At 49.8% G+C, this 17497-nt stretch carries 15 protein-coding genes; 3 read left to right on the top strand and 12 right to left on the bottom strand.

The features are described from left to right. Nucleotides 1–597: 597 nt before the first annotated feature. The 9 genes from NIA71_RS15155 to thiS form a co-directional block, all read right to left on the bottom strand. The gene (locus NIA71_RS15155) at nt 598–1245 is read right to left on the bottom strand and encodes an MT-A70 family methyltransferase (protein ID WP_148397494.1); all 648 of its coding nucleotides are present in this window, start codon (nt 1243–1245) and stop codon (nt 598–600) included. Further along, a complete protein-coding gene (locus NIA71_RS15150; protein WP_148397495.1) occupies nt 1238–1912 on the bottom strand; it encodes a BglII/BstYI family type II restriction endonuclease in 675 nt (224 codons plus the stop codon). Before NIA71_RS15150 ends, NIA71_RS15155 begins: the two co-directional genes overlap by 8 nt. 293 nt (nt 1913–2205) lie before the next feature. Continuing rightward, nucleotides 2206–2961: a DUF4367 domain-containing protein gene (locus NIA71_RS15145; protein ID WP_253020857.1), complete on the bottom strand. Its 756-nt coding sequence runs from the start codon at nt 2959–2961 to the stop codon at nt 2206–2208. Beyond that, nucleotides 2961–3518, bottom strand: coding sequence for an RNA polymerase sigma factor (locus NIA71_RS15140; RefSeq protein WP_253020856.1), 558 nt, complete (start codon nt 3516–3518; stop codon nt 2961–2963). Before NIA71_RS15140 ends, NIA71_RS15145 begins: the two co-directional genes overlap by 1 nt. Before the next feature lie 144 nt (nt 3519–3662). Further along, nucleotides 3663–4217, bottom strand: coding sequence for a thiamine phosphate synthase (locus tag NIA71_RS15135; protein WP_253020855.1), 555 nt, complete (start codon nt 4215–4217; stop codon nt 3663–3665). Continuing rightward, nucleotides 4204–5364, bottom strand: coding sequence for a 2-iminoacetate synthase ThiH (thiH, locus tag NIA71_RS15130; RefSeq protein WP_253020854.1), 1161 nt, complete (start codon nt 5362–5364; stop codon nt 4204–4206). The genes NIA71_RS15135 and thiH overlap by 14 nt, the downstream gene beginning before the upstream one ends. Nucleotides 5365–5375: 11 nt before the next feature. Further along, nucleotides 5376–6146, bottom strand: coding sequence for a thiazole synthase (locus tag NIA71_RS15125; protein WP_253020853.1), 771 nt, complete (start codon nt 6144–6146; stop codon nt 5376–5378). Nucleotides 6147–6150: 4 nt separating this feature from the next. Continuing rightward, nucleotides 6151–6780, bottom strand: a complete 630-nt coding sequence (gene thiF / locus NIA71_RS15120) for a sulfur carrier protein ThiS adenylyltransferase ThiF (protein WP_148397501.1) — start codon at nt 6778–6780, stop codon at nt 6151–6153. A 1-nt stretch (nt 6781) separates the two neighbouring features. Beyond that, on the bottom strand, nt 6782–6976 hold the full coding sequence (thiS, locus tag NIA71_RS15115; protein WP_148397502.1) for a sulfur carrier protein ThiS: 195 nt from the start codon (nt 6974–6976) through the stop codon (nt 6782–6784). Nucleotides 6977–7234: 258 nt separating this feature from the next. Between thiS and NIA71_RS15110 the strand changes: the two genes are divergently transcribed. Beyond that, the gene (locus NIA71_RS15110) at nt 7235–8566 is read left to right on the top strand and encodes an ISNCY family transposase (protein ID WP_253020852.1); all 1332 of its coding nucleotides are present in this window, start codon (nt 7235–7237) and stop codon (nt 8564–8566) included. A gap of 231 nt (nt 8567–8797) precedes the next feature. On the opposite strand, the gene NIA71_RS15105 is transcribed toward NIA71_RS15110, so the two are convergent. The 3 genes from NIA71_RS15105 to NIA71_RS15095 form a co-directional block, all read right to left on the bottom strand. Continuing rightward, a complete protein-coding gene (locus NIA71_RS15105; protein WP_253020851.1) occupies nt 8798–10159 on the bottom strand; it encodes an MATE family efflux transporter in 1362 nt (453 codons plus the stop codon). A 439-nt stretch (nt 10160–10598) separates the two neighbouring features. Beyond that, a complete protein-coding gene (locus NIA71_RS15100) occupies nt 10599–12257 on the bottom strand; it encodes an APC family permease (protein ID WP_253020850.1) in 1659 nt (552 codons plus the stop codon). Nucleotides 12258–12629: 372 nt separating this feature from the next. Then, the gene (locus NIA71_RS15095) at nt 12630–14534 is read right to left on the bottom strand and encodes a response regulator transcription factor (protein ID WP_148397964.1); all 1905 of its coding nucleotides are present in this window, start codon (nt 14532–14534) and stop codon (nt 12630–12632) included. 218 nt (nt 14535–14752) lie between these two features. Between NIA71_RS15095 and NIA71_RS15090 the strand changes: the two genes are divergently transcribed. Both NIA71_RS15090 and NIA71_RS15085 read left to right on the top strand, forming a co-directional pair. Continuing rightward, nucleotides 14753–16348, top strand: a complete 1596-nt coding sequence (locus tag NIA71_RS15090; RefSeq protein ID WP_253020849.1) for an amidohydrolase — start codon at nt 14753–14755, stop codon at nt 16346–16348. 403 nt (nt 16349–16751) lie between these two features. After that, a complete protein-coding gene (locus tag NIA71_RS15085) occupies nt 16752–17456 on the top strand; it encodes a YczE/YyaS/YitT family protein (RefSeq protein WP_253020848.1) in 705 nt (234 codons plus the stop codon). The last annotated feature ends 41 nt before the right edge of the window (nt 17457–17497 follow it).

Here is a 17497-nt window from a genome sequence, read left to right as displayed (position 1 = left end):
GGCGCTGCCGGATTTACACAATACAGTCTTCTTTTACCAGTATAGCATTGGAGGCTGCTGATTTGAAGGGAGGATTGGGGAAAAGTTGATTTGGATTGGGCTGGTGGCGAGTATGTGCATGGGCCCCGGCGGGCTGCCACGCGTGCCGGGGAGGTGAGGCATCAGAGGCAGGCTGCCCCGCGTGCTGGGGATGTGAGGCATCAGAGGCAGGCTGCCCCGCGTGCTGGAGCATATTTCATTTATTTTGCCGATTTCTATTCGAAATGGGCGAATTTATATGGACATTGGTTTCAAATTGCGGTGTTTCGAATAGAAATTGAGAAATTTTTTATATTTTGCTGGCCGGAAGCAAAAAACGTGAGCCGCAGTGCTGAGGAAAAAACTCAAAAAAATTAAATGTTTTTACACAAAGCTGTGGGTTTGTGGGGCCTCATTACGAAAAAGCTGAAGCCTGGCCGCCGACCCGCCGATCTCAGATGGCTCAGGCATTAAAAAAAGTGTAAATTTCAAAAGAAACTTACACTTTTTTCCGCATATAAACGTCTGGCGCTGCTGCATGATACATATCAAAGTGCAGCCGCCCCTGTATGCTATTTTTTATTTCCCGGAAGCCACCGTGTGATTGGAATACGTGTCCCAGTTTGGCTCATAAGTGTCGTCGGCCTGGTTGCCCCAAAGCTTCCATCCATCGCGGATGCCTCTTGCGAACAGCTCCAGATACGGCCCCGGGCTGCATGCTTCAATCAGATCAATGATTTCATCCGGCTTTCGTGAATGTTCCCGCTTCATCGCCCGAACCAGATTAACCTGACTCCTGGCCGGCTGCAAGGTTCGATTGCTCTTTCCTTTAATTCCAAAGAGCAGCAGTTCGGTCACATTGCGGAAATAAAAACCCACGCCTCTGCCGTCCGGGCCGCCGTCTTTTCTGACCTTTTCCCAAACCAGATTCGTCTTATATTCAAATCCCCACGCTTTCATGACTTCCAAACCTTCGGGAAGCAATGCATTGGGCACCCACAGGTATAAATGACTTTTCTCCTCCGCAACGTCATCCACAGGAATTGCTTTGATCGCTTCCAGGGAAAGGGTAGGGTACCGGTTGAGCCGTTTATGCTCCGGCGCTACCTTTCCGGTCCTGTTTTGGAACTGCCACGGCGGGTCAGCAAGGATTGTCTTGAATTTATCCTCTCCGCAGAACGCCTTAAAATTGTCAATTGTATCTATCAAAATTTCTTTATCAGTCATTACCATCCTCCCAATCTTCGATGCATTTGTCGGTGATTCCAATGGCCAGAATCGGGCATCCTCCGTGCCGCCTGGAATCCAGCCGCGGCGTCAGCTTTCCCATCCAGGTTGTACTGGCTCCATATTTTTTCTTGATGGAATTTCCCAACTCTGCAAAAACCTGATTCAGCGACTCGCTCCGGGTAATAATCACGCCTGCGCTGATCACGTCGCACTCGTAATAGGTCCTCATTGCAAATAAATCCCGGTCATATGTCTGGTCTTTGCTGTTCCACTCCACATCGATGGCGACTCTGTTTTTTACATAGTCGATATTATGTCCGTCAATATAGTTTTTGAGTGTCTTTTGCTCGATAGGGCTAGTTTCGAACCGGCCCTTTTTATCGCCCCGCCTTGGGTAAAAATGAACCACCAGGTCGCCCGAGATGCGGATTTCTTGCCACCCCAACGGGTCTAAAATAGCGGAAAATTTGGGAGGAATGGGAGATTCGTTTCCTCCTGACTTTGCAATATCCGTTTTTGTAATCTTTACCTTGCGCAGGGTTTCAATGATCTCATCGAATTCTTTTTGAAACGCCTGAGAAATAATTTCTGCTGCGTGGTTGTAGTTTAAAAGCTCGTACCTTTGCTGTATATCCTCCGGGAACAAATCCTTCCAGGTCTCCATTCTTTTCTCCTCAATTCTCATTTGTCTTTTATTATACGATAAATCTCGACGCCAAACAAGCGTTTGCGCTGCCGGCCATTCTCTTTCTTCCCTCCTTCTGATACCAGCATAACATATGCTATGTACGTTTTTCGGTGCCTATCCAAAACTTTTTAAAAATTTTTAAAAGTTTCATGGCGGAGCGCTGCGTCCAGGTTGCAACATCATCGAAATAGGCCCCTGTGGTCTGAAGCCATGGGGCCTATTGGATCATTTTATTTTAGAGGAAATCTTTCCATCTTTTAAAGCTACCATTATTTACAGCGCTTCAACCCCTTGGCGAACTTAATCCCTTCTTCCCTTGAAACCTTTCCAAGCATCTGCATGACGGACTCCTCAGTAATGACATCGATATACCGATCCCCGTTGGAATCCTCATCCTGTACATACAGTATCCGGTCTTTCAGCCTGATCAAATCTCCATCGCCGCTTGCGTTGACAGTGCTGTCATCATCGCTGTTTGCCATCTCAATCAGGCTTAGTTGTTTTTCCCCGTTTTTAAACGTATATTCCGCTGTAAAATCTCCGAATTGGGACTGTTCAACGATCAGGGATTCCAGCTGAAATCCATCGGGAATATACTGGGGTACGTACAAGTTCCCTTCGGCAAAATCGATCGCTCCCTCGATGTCATCCATGCTATTGATCGTAATGGAAGATACCGTCTCGGCCACCTCATTTTCCAGCAGCGCTTCGTCCTGCTCATCTGTGGACAGCCCCGTAGCTGACTTATAAATTCTATGGAGCAGGCCCTTATCCCCATAAACACTGTCGTCAAAGGCGATCATCGAAATGGTGTTCCCAAGTAAAACCACCAGCAGCACAGCGGCGGCGATGGCGGAATATCGCTTTATGCGCCTGCTTCGTTTTCCAGTTTCCTTCTCCATCTCAATAAAGCTGCGGTTCAACGGAGATGGATTGCCCGCTTGTTTTTGATAATAGTCTTCGGCTGTCTGCTGGATCATTTTAACCCGTTCTTCATGGGTATATGCCCGCTTGCCAGTGCCCATTATTCATCCCTCCCCGTCAATAGTTGATATTCTTTACCCAGTATTTTCAATCCGCGGCCGTAGTATACCCGTACCTTAGCCTCATCTTCGCGGACAATTTCGGCGATCTGGGCAAACTTCAAATCCTGAATCAAACGAAGCTCCAAAAGAAGCCGGTACTTCTCGTGAACCCGGTCAAGGGCCTGCATCAATATCTCCAGACCTTCCTGCGCAAGGATCTGATCCAGAACATCAGCTTCCACCTGCTCCGGATTGTCGATCTCCTCAAACTGATGAAGATCATAACTTTCTTCCTGGAAAGCGCCCCGCTTCTGAGTCATTTGCGCACGAAAATATTTCCGGATCTCATTCATGGCGATTTTCATCAGCCAGGCTCGGCAAGAATCTCCCTTTTTCAGTTGTTCCAGTTTATTCCAGGCCATTTCCATGGTGTCCTGGGTAATGTCTTCCGCCAGCTGCCGATCTCCGTCCAGGCGCGAATAGATAAAGTGATAAACCCTGGTATATTCCGGTTCGATCTTCTGATTAAATATATGCTCTTTCCTTCTCAAATTCATTTCTGCACCTATGCTGTAGATTCTGTTTTATTACAACAGATTATAACACATCTGCACAGAAGTTTACTATTTTCAATTCGGCCTTCTACTATATTAGATGCTTTTTATTGGGATTTCGCAACGCGTTTTCTCAGAAAAAACAACTCATTTCATATACCCGGACATTCGGCAGGCTCCTGATGCTCCCGTCCTTAGGATCTCAGCTTCGTTGTCGTCGGTAATTCCTCCCAGTGCGTAAACCTCCAACTGGGTTTCCCGGCAAAGCGCCCTTAGAAAATCCGTACCTTTTCCTGGGAGACCCGGCTTACAATCCGTTTCAAAGATATTGCCGGCGGTCACATAATGGGCTCCGGCCCCCTGCGCAGCCTTCGCTTCTTCAAGGGAATGCACCGACGCCCCGATCAAGGCAAAATCATCAAGCAGCCCCTGGTTTTCCAGGAGCAGAGCCAGTGGAAGGTGAATGGCATCGCAGCCGATCTTCCTTGCCGCCTGTACAAAGGTATGACAAATCAGGCAGATCCCTTGTCGCTGGCAGACCTGCTGCACCTTGAGGGCTAACCCTTCATATTCCCATTCTTTCAGGTCCTTTTCACGAAGGATGAGCGCATCGATCCGCCCGCCCAGCAGGGCCGCTTGCTCCCAGAGCGGCCGCGGGCAAAGGCTGCGGTTTGATATGGCAATACGTTTAAACATAGACATAATCATTCATCACAGGCTGCAGACCTCTTTCTTTGATGGCCCTGACCATGTCCTCCACATTTCTTCCATCTGCGATTTCAAACTGATCATCCCCCCGCGGAGCATCGTCCTCCGTGTGGCTGCCGATGCCCGTGCTGACCCCGGCGGAAATTTTCGTGGCCGCAAGGCCGATGACATGATCGCGAAAGCCGGACCGTTCTCTGGTGGAGATGGTCATTCCGGCAAAAGGCATGAACAGGCGATAGGCGCACATTACCTGGAGCAATTCTTTTTCATGGACATCCTTTGGGTTGATATCGGCATGATTGACGATGGGCCTGAGGCGCGGGCAGGAAAAAGAAATTTCCGCATGGGGATACTTTCTTTGAAGGGCGTAAGCGTGCATACCTGTTGCAAACGCGTCCTTTCGAAAGTCGTCCAGACCCAAAAGCGCAGCAAAGGCCACACCCCGCATTCCGCCCCGCAGCGCCCGTTCCTGCGCATTGAAGCGATATGGGAAAACCCGTTTATGCCCGGCCAAATGGAGAGTTTCATATTTATCCGAATTGTAGGTTTCCTGGAAAACCGTCACATAATCAGCGCCGCATTGGTGCAGGTATGTATAATCTTCCGAATTCATGGGATACACCTCAATCCCCACCATTTTAAAATAATTCCGGGCGATCCTGCATGCCTGGCCGATATACGGTACATCGGATTTGGCCCGGCTTTCTCCGGTGAGGATTAGAATTTCCTCCAAACCAGTGGCAGCGATGGCCTGCATCTCCTTTTCAATCTGCGCCTCATCAAGGCGTGCCCGCTTGATTTGATTGTGGCAGTTAAACCCGCAATAGATGCAATAATTCTCACAGTAGTTGGAAATATACAGGGGCGTAAAAAGGCAGATACTGTTTCCAAAATGCTTATGCGTCTCGTGCTGTGCCAGCTGAGCCATTTCCTCCAAAAATGGAGCGGCGGCAGGCGACAGCAGGGCTTTGAATTCTTCCGGACCCCGGTTTTCTTTACCCAGCGCCCGATTCACATCGGCGGCCGTATAGCGATGATAATCATAGTTTTCCATGGCTTGCAAGACTTCTTCCATGACCCGGGAGTCCTCCAGAGCTTCCATTTCCGGCCAATACTCCATATGATCGATCTTTGGTTTCATGTTCCTTCCTCCTATTCCTGCAAGAATCCTGTCAGCGGCGACGATGCTTCGCCGCCTTTTTCCACTACCCGGCCCAAACCGGAAAGATATGCGGCGCGTCCGGCCTCAATGGCCTTTCGGAAAGCCTGGGCCATAGCCGGGATATCTCCTGCGGTGGCAATTGCGGTATTGGCCATGATCGCATCCACGCCCATTTCCATAGCCTCACAAGCCTGGGAAGGCCGTCCGATGCCCGCGTCTACGATAATCGGCAGGTCCAGCTCATCCACGAGAATCTGGATAAAGTCTTTGGTACTGAGTCCTTTATTGGACCCGATGGGGGCTGCCAGGGGCATGACGGCCGCCGCTCCCGCGCTGGCCAGATCCCTTGCCGCATTCAGATCCGGATACATGTATGGTAATACGACAAAGCCCTCCTTTGACAATATTTCGGTGGCCTTGATGGTTTGGTAATTGTCCGGGAGCAGATACTTTGTATCGTGAATAACTTCGATTTTGACAAAGTCACCGCATCCCAGCTCCCGGGCCAGGCGGGCGATGCGGACTGCTTCCTCTGCGCTGCGCGCGCCGGAAGTGTTGGGAAGCAGGGTAATCCCCTCTGGAATATGGTCGAGAATGTTGCCTTCCCCTGCGGAATTGGCCCGCCTGAGGGCCAAGGTGATGATTTCCGCTCCCGCCTGCCGGATCGCCGCATCGATCAGCTCCACATTATATTTTCCCGATCCGAGAATAAATCTGGAGGAAAAGCTATGTCCTCCAATAACCAGTTTATCTTTTTTCATATCGCTACCTCTCTTCTAAAATCAGTTGAATTATTTTGTTTGCCTGGTGGCCTGCGCACACGGCCACTCTGGGCGCCATCAGGCCGATGCCTTGTGCTGCATCGGAGCATTCATCGCCGCAGACAAAAAAGCGGCTGTTGATCTTCCTCGTATGGATCTGGTCGGCATCCCCATAACCGGCCATGCCGGACCCTGAAACCAGATATGCTCCCGGAAGGCCGCAGAGCACCTGCTGGGCCAGCATCGCCTTATCTTCCGCCCCGTCAAAGGCTTCGCAGATATATCGGTAATCGCCGAAAACGCTTTGCACCTTATCTTCTGTGATCCTGCCGTTATATAGCTCCAGTTCTATGTAGGGATTCAGCTCTTTCAGCCGCTGGGAAAGGGCTTCTGTTTTCAGCTGTCCCAAATGGCGGATATCATAAACCTGCCGGTTGAGGTTGGACAGGTCGACCCGGTCAAAGTCGATCAGCTTCAGCTTGCCGATTCCCGTTCTTGTCAGCATAACTGCAATGTTGGAGCCCAATCCGCCCAATCCTGCGATTGCCACAGAGGCTTCCTGCAATTTTTCATACACTTCCGGCGAAAAACGCAAATCGCAGATCGCCTGAAGGTCTTTTTTCGATGGAATCAAATCAGCCGCCTCCTACAAAATGAACAATTTCCAGGGTGTCGGCATCCGAAAGCTCTCTGAACGCAAAGTCGCTCTTGGGCAGGATTTTCCCGTTCAGTTCTACAGCCACCCGCTTGGGATCATAACCTTGTCCCTCTAAAAATTGTTCCAGTGTCATGTTCTGTTCCAATTTTTTTTCCTCACCGTTAACCTTCAATGATTTCCCTCCTTTTCGACAATCAAAAAGGCGCACGAAGATTCACACCCGAGGTGGTGTGCCCCTTCATGCGCCGTATTGCCGCAATCTCAAATTATGACATGTAATTTTTCCGAGATTATTATAGCATAATCGCTTTTAGCGCACAAGCTATTATTTCCATGATGTTGTTAACTTGTGATAATGTCACCATAGGATTCACTTGAGAAAATGTCCCAATTTGATAGACTGAAACTTATGAAAGAAGGTAACATTGCGTTGTCACAAAAACAACTGAAAACACTAACGGTCATCAACCGTTACATCCACAAAGACATTACCAGGCAGCAGGCCGCGGACCTGTTAGGTCTTTCTACCCGCCAGATCTCACGTTTAAAGAAAGGAGTCCTCGCTTCTGGCCCCGAATCCCTGATTCATAAAAATACCGGTAGAAAACCCGCCCATGCTGTTTCAGACGAAACGAAGGAAGCAGTCCTTAAGATTTATTCCCGCCCGGAATTGTCTAGGGCCAACTTCCTCCATTTCAAAGAAATTCTGTCCACGGATTTCGGAATTTCCCTTTCCTATTCCGCACTTTCCAGTATACTGAAAAACGCCGGAAAAGATAGCCCCAAAAAGAAAAAAATCCGCCATCGGACACACCGTAGAACGCGCAAACCCCATCCTGGACAACTCATCCAGGTCGATGCCACGCCTTATGAATGGTTTGGCGGGAAGGCCAAATACGCCCTGCATGGTGCCATCGATGACGCCACCGGGAACATTGTCGGCCTGTTCTTGACCAGCAACGAGTGCCTCTATGGCTATCTGCGGACCATGGGCCAATGCTGCCGCCGCTTTGGCGTGCCGCAAAGCGTTTATTCGGATAACCATACCATTTTCCGTTCCCCCAAGACCGGCAAGCTTACCGTGGAAGAACTGCTGGACGGCAAACAGGTGAACTTGACCCAGTTTGGGCGGGCCATGCGGGAACTGGGCGTTGACCTGATCTTTGCCGGTTCACCCCAGGCCAAAGGCCGGGTGGAACGCCTCTGGGCGACGCTACAGAGCCGCCTGCCCGTCGAATTCGCCAAACGGGGGTTCCGGACCCTTTCCGAGGCCAATCGGTTCCTGGAAGAAGCTTATCTGGACCAGTTCAATGCCCGTTTCGCAGTAGAAGCCGAAGCAAGCTCCCTGTTCGTCCCCGTGCGGGAGACGATCGACCTGGACGCGATTCTGTGCGTGAAGCATACAAGGAAAACCGACGCGGCCGGTGTGTTTTCTTTCAAAAACCGCTGCTTTCAAATCCTAGACGCTGGTTTCCCAATCGTAAGCGCCCGCAAGGAAATCACGGTTCTCATCCATCCAAATCGCGGGATCCGCGTAGAATACCAGGGGCGAACCTATGACACAATCCGCTATCTGAAGCCGCAGAACAAAAACGCCAATACCAAGGTTCCCAGGAAAGTTGTAAGCACCGTTACGCCGCATGTGGAGCTACGACATGGCAGCGAGGAATGGAAACGGATCTGGTGGATGGAAGACTACAACCTATCGCTCAAATTCCTTTACGAGATTTTCTTTGAAAAACAATCCAAACCAGCTTTATAAAAGGGCGGTTCCGCCCTTTTATAAAGGAGACATTTTCTCAAGTGAATTTCTCTCACAAAAAGAGACATTTTCTCAAGTTATTGACAGCTATTATTTCCATGAGAGCTTGATCTTTTCATCCGGACAGACATCCAGGCAAAGGCCGCAGCAATAAAGCCTGCATCCAGGGTGGAGCAAGTCTCAATTAATTCGCTGGTGGCCGTATATCCGCCTTCGGTCAAGCTCCGTCCTCTATTTGCCTGCCGCTTTTAGTTTGGTCCGCCACAACCGGCGGTAAAGCACCACGGCTGCAATCGAGGCAGCGGTTTCTCCAATGGGAAAGGTTATCCAAACCCCGGTCAGCCCCAGCTGGGTAAAATGTACCAGCACCAACGCCAGGGGCGGTATAATGACCATCTGGCGCAGCAGGGAAACCGTCAGCGAACGCCCGCCTTCCCCCAGGGCTTCAAAGGCGCCGGCGATAATAACGCCCAGGGTGGAAATGATAAACCCGCTGCAAATAATCCGCAGCGCTTCCACTCCGATATCCAGCATTTCCTGCGAGCCGCCAAACATGAGAAGGATCCACTCTGCGCCGACTAAAAACAGCACCGTTCCCACAGCCATGATCGTGCCGGTAGTGGCCAGCGAAAAGTGCAGGGTTCTCTTCATTCGTTCCTGATCGCCCGCGCCGAAATTATAGCTGATGATAGGGCGCATCCCTTGGATCAAGCCGTTGACCGGCATGTAGACAAAGGTCTGCAATTTAAAATAAATGCCAAACACCGCCACCGAAATCTGAGAAATTCCGGCCAGTATTCCATTGAGCAGCCCTACAAGAAGCGACGGCATAGACATGACCATACAGGAGGGAACGGCAACACTGTACAGCTTGTGGACCATTCGTTTGTCAAGGCGAAAACCTTTCAGCTGTATATGAACTCCGCAGTTTTTCTTACGATAAAAGAGAATCGCCAGCCCACAGGCGAAGCACTGTCCAATGATAGTGGCGATGGCGGCCCCTTTCACTCCTAGAGATGGCGCTCCCAGGAGGCCGAATATAAGGATGGGATCCAGGGCAATGTTTACCACCGCGCCCACAATCTGAAACAGCATGGGCGCCAGCATTTTTCCAGTGGATTGAAAAATCTTTTCAATGAGGATATGAACCAGGCTTGCTCCGGAAAGGCAGATCACAATGTGGCTGTACTGGCTGCCCATTTGCAGGATTTGGGGAGAATCGGTGAAGAGCCCGACAAACCAGGATGAGCCCAGCGTCCCCAGAACCACAAAACCCGCCATATGAAAAAAAGTGAGAACCAGCCCGTGGCTGGCAGCCTGGTCGGCATCTTCTTGTCGTTTTTCGCCCAAACTCCTGGCGATGCTGGCGTTTACTCCAACGCCCATACCTACCGCCACCGCCAAAACCAAATTTTGCAGCGGAAACACGATAGACACCGCCGTCAGAGCTTCCTGGCTGAGGCGGCCTACAAACAGGCTGTCGACAATGTTATACAGGGATTGTACCAGCATGGAGACCATTGCCGGAATGGACATGGTCATCAGAAACGGAAACACCGGCTTTACTCCCATGGGATTTTCTATGTGTGTCATGCTATAACTCCTTTTCACAAAAAAAGACTATAGTTTCCTGTTTATAACTCAGAAACAGGAAAAGCTATAGCCATTTCAGCCGTTCTATGGTAGCACGGATCAATGCCAGTGTCAATGATTTCAACTGCTCCGGCTGAGACGGGCTCAGTCCGGTTTTAGCGGAGCTTAGCGGGGGGGATCATGTGGCCTTGCGCGAGTTGGACCTGGGAACTACGGTAAATTTTTAAAAAAATACGTGTTCTTTTCGCAAAGTTGTGGGGTTGCGGGGTCCGATCCTGCCAACTATGCGGCCCGCGCAGCTTCTAGGCGAATCTGACAACGCCCGGTCATTGAAACTTGCGTAAATATTGAAATACTTTTTCACTTTTTTCCCAAAGATCCCCACATCCTCTCTACAAGCCGCAGCCGCCTCGTATCTCCGGAAATTTTCTATAAAAAGTTATTCGCCGTCGCTTACTTTGTCGGTCTTCACTCCTATAACAAACAGTATGACGCCGAGGACTGCGCCGCCCAGGCCACACCATCTGCATATGGATATCATGCCGCCAAAATCGCTCAGGAGCCCGCTGCCGTATGTCTGGAGGTAGTAATCCGGGCCCCAGGAACCTTCGTACCATGAAATGACGAAAGAGCCGGCAAACATCAGCAGTCCGAATATCATGAAGAATATTCCAATCCTCCAGATGTCGCCCTGAGCCAGCTTGGTCTTCGGGTTGATCGGATATTTTTGGGGATCGCTGGCATACAGTCCTCCGTAAAGCCGCTTGAATATCACATAGAACACGACGCCGGAAACTGTTATCAGAAAGCTGAGCGTGAAAAACTCCAAACCGTTCACCATAATGCCGATGAACCCGATGAGGAACATACCGCCTATCACATAAGCTTTTAACACTTTCCCGCCTTTTGCATACCATACGTTTCTTTTCTCAACGGGGTATTTTTTCCTTATTTTCAAGAAAGCGAAGGCAAGGCCCACGTAGAGGACGAAAAGCACAGGCGACACAATATTCACGATCATAGAAAAGTCAAAGTTTACGAAGATGATGGTCACGATAGCCAGTATGACGATCGGCCAGAAAGGCATCTTGCTTTTCTTTGTCAGCTTGGAGAGGAAGCCAGGGCAAAGATTGTCCTCCGCCAGGATGAGAAAAAGCCTTGAACCGCTGGCGATGACCGAGTTTGTCGTCGAGCACGAGGAGATTACGGCCATGATCATGAAGGCAACGCCGAGAGCCGGTCCCGTGTAATGGATCAGTACCGACGAGTAATTCAAAGTACCTTCCCCGATGCCGGTCCCCCAGTTCTGATAATTCCCCATGGAAGCGAGGCCCGCGACGGTTGGCAAAAGGAAATTGAGGGTTATGATAATGATGGAAACCTTCATCCCCTTAGGAACTATTTCGGGGTTTGATATCTCTCCGCCCAGGTTGGATATCTGTATGTAGCCGCAGTAGAGCCATATACCGATGGCAAGTCCCGTACCCAGGCTGCTCACGATATCCGTGTCCTCCGGAATGAACGGGTCGATCGGATTGTAGTTCCAATTAGCAAAGCCTACGATGGTCACAAGAGCGAACATTACGATAATGATGATAGAGAAAATAGTGCTGAGGATGCTCACTTCCTTGAGGCCTATAAGATTTACAATGGTCAGAATGACTACGATGGCTACCTTTATCACAGTAGCGGCCAGAGGCGTCAGTGCTATAACTTTGCCTATATAACCCACGGCGATAACGACGTAGGCCGCCTGACCAAGATAGATGGCCAGCATAAGCCACCAGTTCATACAGAAGCCCCACATTTCTCCGTATGCCATTTTCATCCACACGTAAGGTCCTGCATCAACGGGGGCCAAAGCGCCCAGCTCAGCCGTGTAGATACCCATTGGAGCCGCCCAGAGTATGGGAATGATAATCAGCAGGAGTATCGTCAACCCCGGGCCGACACTGGGGATCATGTCCTCGACGCCGAAAGCTCCGGCTGCGCACATGCAGAAGATCAGAAAGACGATCCCCGCCAGAGAAAATTTGGTCTTTTTCATGGTAGAGGAGCCTGCTGCTGGGGCAGCGTAAGTTTCGGATTTATTGCTCATATAGATCCTCCTTTTTCAAATCGGTTTTTCCCTTAGGGCGCCCGCATAGGAGCGGCAGATGATAAATGCAGTTTGCATTTATCTGCACCTGCCCTTGTTCTTGTACTGTACCTTGCACCTCGCAGAGTCTTCCATAGGGTACTGTTAGCTTACAGGTTATTTTCAGAAAATTATATATTATTCTTGCTATTCAGGTTGTTTCTTTTATAGAAATGATTGTCCTGGAGGATATACAATTTTGCGGTTTGTCTTTAAATCTAATAAAGGACCGCAAAAAAATAAGCGCTGTTAGACATATGGGAGAGGTTCGGGATAGGGGGCGGTCTATATTTATATGAGATGATAGCCAGCCCTGCCGGTTTGTCCCGTGCCTTATCTAATTATGCTGACAAAGGCCAGACTCTTGCGCCGGAGCTGTACGGTGATGCTCAAATCCTTTCCCGTGCGAAAACAGCTTTCTTCGGAGAAGAGAAGATGTTCCGCCGCCCGCAGAGCGGTTTCCGGCAGGACGCAGTCACCCTTCGGTGTATTGGTTTGCTGCAGGGTTTCTCTTCCTCCGATTCTTTCGGATAGAGATTTTTCTCGCCCCCCAGCGGCTTTAGCCGGCGTCTTCTTTTCAATGCCTGCGCTCTTTATCTTTCTGACTGCGGACAGATATCCATGATAATTTTCCAGCTCCATACGGCTGACGGTGACCAGGCTCTCAGAGGAGGCGCGGGCTTTCAGGGTCACCTCGGCGGCATGATCGGGATTCATGTTCCAACAGAGGATATGGCGGGCGTCTCCTTTTCTCATGATGATGCAGCGGTTGTCCACACATATAGCGTCGTGATCCTGTGTCAAGAAAGTCATAAGATGATACAGCGGAGTCCTGATCCCGTCGGCGGTTAGGGCCGAACCGAATGCAGCGTCTGCCTCGGCGGCCATTCCCACGTTGAAGTCGCAGCAATGACGGACCACTAGTGAATCGAGGAGACTTTTCACGCACAGGTACATATCCGTGCAAGAAGGGGGGTTCCTTTCTGGAAAGATCTCGATTATCAGCTTCACAGAATCAAAGCGGCTGTTTATGAACAGCGGAGAAAAGAGCTTCTCTGGTGTTCCGGACCCTGTGCATATCGCCGCCAGTTCTCCTGTCTCCCCATGATTTTTGGGTCCTGCCGCTTCTCCCGCTTCTTCGAGCATCTCATCTCTCGGACCTGTTTCTTCTGCCTCTTCCGCCGCAAGATCCGGATTTCGAAAGATCAGGTTGAGGCGCAAACGGAACGAATCGTCAAAATCGGCATTATCCACGTGGATGGTCTGACTCAGGGGCTCCGCATGGGCATCGGAAAAAGCCGCTGCCAGTTCACGGAGATTTTCCTGTATCATATCGCTGTAATCGGCAAGCTCGCAAGAGACCATCAGAGGCTCCGAGTTCTGCAGGGTCTGGCCCGCATATTTCTCCCTGTATTCCTGGGGCGTCATGCCGAACCAGAAGCGAAAATGCTTGCTGTAATAGGAAGAGTTGGAAAATCCGGAGCTGAGGGCTATGTGGGATACCGACAGGTCAGAAGACAAAAGCTCGTATTCCGATGTCTCCACCCGCACCATGTTTATGAAATCCCTGTAGTTTATGCCGATGGTCTGGGAAAACAGGTGTGAAAGATAGTAGGGATTCAAGTCCTGGCGGGAAGCGATCTCCTCGAGGGTGGAAGGTTCCACATAGTTTCTGTAGATGTCGTCGATGATCTCTCCGAGACGCTCTGTCTGACGGATATCCTGAAGACGCTTGTAGACGAAGGCCTTGTTTTCCCTATCAATGGTGAAGCTGCGGAATTCCCTGTATATGATCCCGAATATGGTCTTCAGCGTATTCTTTATCCGCGCTGCAAAGCCCTCCGATCGTTTCAGAAATTCGTCGAGCAGTATGAAAATGCAATATTTAAGATGAGACTGCTGGTTATCGTAAAGAAGCAGGGTCTTGTCCGTTGGCATGGTTATGACGGCGGTCCTAATGTTGGGGTAAAATCTCTCTATGTAGCCCGTATTAACGCTGAGCACCAAAACAGAGTTGTTTCCGCCCGGGGAACTCATGGCGTGTATATCCTCGCTGTGTATATAGCGAAAATCGTTTTTCCTGAGGCGATACGTCTTGAAGGTGAGGCGAAGATCCACCTGTCCTTCAAGGATATAGATGAGCTGTATGTCTTGATGCAGATGCAGAGGATAGCTTGAAACAGAAATGATCTCGACTTTTACAGGCAGATCGTCTTCATAGATTATTTTTTTCAGCATGGCGCACCTCGTTTTCCCTGATAATAGAATTTAGTTGCTGTCCGCGATTATATTATAAGAAATAAACGCAAAAAAGACAAATATCTTTTCTGAATATTAAAAGAACTAGCAATAAAGAGATTTACGGAAAAATCCAATTGAGGTATAGTATATACATGAAGCTTAGATGCGCCGCAGCCGGCGGCGCGCCAATATCGATTGACAGGGAGGGACATATTATGAATTTAGTGCTAAAGAGTACATGTATTTATGACAGTGTCAGCGATGCACCGTTTGCAGGATACATAGAGATGGAGGGCGGCAAGATCCGGAAAGTGACAAAGGGTGATACAGACTGTTATGACGACAGGACCATATATGATGTGCGGGACTGCGGTGACAGGACGATAACAGCAGGGCTTATAGACAGTCATGTGCATCTGTTCCTGGGTTCTCTCCACAACGCCACAGTAGATATCTATGATACAAAAACGGAGGAGGAGGCCGCAGAGAAACTCTATGAGTTCTATAAGGATCGCGACGATGAGTGGATCATTGGATTCAGATGGTGCCAGTTCCGATGGCCGGAAGAAAAGCTGCCGACGAAAGCTTCTCTCGACAGATATTTTCCGGACAGACCGGTAATCGCTTTTAACGACGAACTCCACGGCGTATGGGTCAACAGCAGGACGCTGGAGCTGTGTGGCATAGATCGGAATACGCCGGATCCTGCGGGCGGCACCATAGCCAGAGACGAAAACGGGGAGCCGACAGGGTTCCTATTGGAGCAGCCGGCGATGGAGCTGGTGACCAAGGAAGCCCTCTGCGTATCGCGGGAAAAAGAAGAGGAACTCATCGAAGGCTTTATAAAAAAAGCCCACACGAAGGGAGTGACCTCCGTAGGCGCAGTACACGTCCTGAGAATCATGAAGCATGAAGCGTGCAGGCGCCTCGAAAACAAGGGAAAACTCAAGATGAGAGTCTTCTTTGCTCCTCACATGGAAATGGATATGGGGGAAGCTCTGCGGCTGAAGGAAGAGTACACGTCCGATCGACTGAAGTTCCTGGGTCTGAAGGGATTCATGGACGGAACGCCGCTGGGATATACGGGATATATGGTGGAGCCTTACAGCGACAGGCCCGGTTTCCGTTCGGAACCGCTGGTGGACAGGGACTGGCTGTATGAAAGGAGCAAGGAATGTTATAAAAACGATATCGCCATGAGACTGCACGCCTGCGGCGACGGAGCGGTGAGGATGGCGCTCGACGCTTATGAAGCGGCGAGGAAGGAATATGGCCCTAAGGACGTGAGGAATGCTATAGAACATATTGAAGTCCTTCACAGAGATGATGTGGCGAGATTTGCCAAAACGAATACGGTCGCCAGCATCCAGCCGTCTCACATGCTCATGGAGACGCTGGAGGATCACGCCATTTTTCCGATCGTGGGCAAGGAGCGGGCAAAGCTGGCATGGCCGGGAAAGACGCTGGCGAAAAACGGTGCCGTGGTAGCTTTCGGAACGGATTATCCGATCGTGGACCTGGATCCTGTGGATAGCATCTACAGAGCCGTCAAGAGGCGCATGGAGGATGATCTGCCGGAGGGGGGCTGGAACCCTCAGGAGAAATTTACCATGGCGGAGGCAATCAAGAACTCCACCATAGGGCCGGCATACATGATGCGCATGGAGGATAAGCTGGGTACGCTGGAAGAAGGTAAGATCGCGGATATAAATGTATTCAGCAAAAATATATTCGAGCATGAAGAGGATATCCCTTCTGTAAATACGGATATGACCGTGTTCGAAGGAGAGATTGTCTACGACAAGCTGTAACTCTTGGAAAGACAGAGCCAGGTGTCCGTGTCTGGCTCTGTTTTATTTTTTTGTTGAATAGTCGCGCGCTCCGTAAACGTCACGATGATCCTCATGCCCATTCCATGGAACCCCGCGGTAAACTTTTATACTGTTTCGCGTTTTTTACGCAAAGTTATGGGGTTGCGGGACCCGTTCCTGCCAGGAGGCGGCCCGAGCGGCCTCTTGCTGCAGTTGAGAGGCCGCTATCATTGAAAACTGCGTAAATTTTTGCGTCTGTTTTCACTTTTTTCCCCAATATGTGGCCTCGGCCTCTAACTGTAATTCAAAGCTCCTCCAATTCCTCACATATGATATTTTTTCTTACACAATAGATTTTTTCTTAAAAATGTGATACAATGCTGGAGGATTTAAAGGAGGACCCATGTTAACGCGCAATTTTTTTATCACGGTATTTCGGTATTTTTTATTTCTTTTAGGCATCTTTACAATTTCATTGGGCATTGCTTTTTCCACTTGCTCCGGCCTTGGAACGACACCGCTGGCAAGCCTGCCCTATTCTCTAAGCCTGGGCTTTGACCTGACAATGGGAAGCTTTATGATGCTCCTTAATCTTGTTTGTTTTCTCGGACAAGTTTTACTTTTGCGAAAAAATTTCCCAAAGCTCTGGATTCTGCAGCTGCCAGCCGCATTTGTTTTCGGCTGGATGACCGATTTTTCCAATTCGATCCTTTCCTGGCTTCATCCGGGAAGTTATGCCGCTCAGCTGGGTTGTCTAGCTGCCGGGATCTTTTTAGTAGCATTAGGACTCAGCATCGAGGTTTCCGCCAACACCATTATGCTGTCCGTGGACGGATTTGTAAAAGCGATCGTAATCGCTGCTCATAAGAACTTCGGAAAGACAAAAGTAACCTTGGATATCACGCTGGTCAGCCTGAGTGTACTTGTCTCTTTATTCATGCTCCACCGTGTTCAAGGAGTCCGGGAAGGAACGGTTCTTGCCGCTCTGCTGGTGGGAACGCTCAGCCGCATCTTAGCGCCGCAGATTAGCAGATGGGTACCAAACGTACGGGAAAAAGTAGCTGTAGAAATTTCCAAAGGCCACAGCGCTGAGTCAGAGGTTGTTTAAATTAGTTTTATAAAGGGACCAATTGCGCACGCAGCCGGTCC

The organism is Ihubacter massiliensis, from assembly GCF_024125305.1.
Lineage (GTDB): Bacteria > Bacillota > Clostridia > Peptostreptococcales > Anaerovoracaceae > Hominibacterium > Hominibacterium faecale.
The sequence above is the reverse complement of the archived record's forward strand: the minus strand, read 5'-3'. Positions and strand labels throughout refer to the sequence as shown.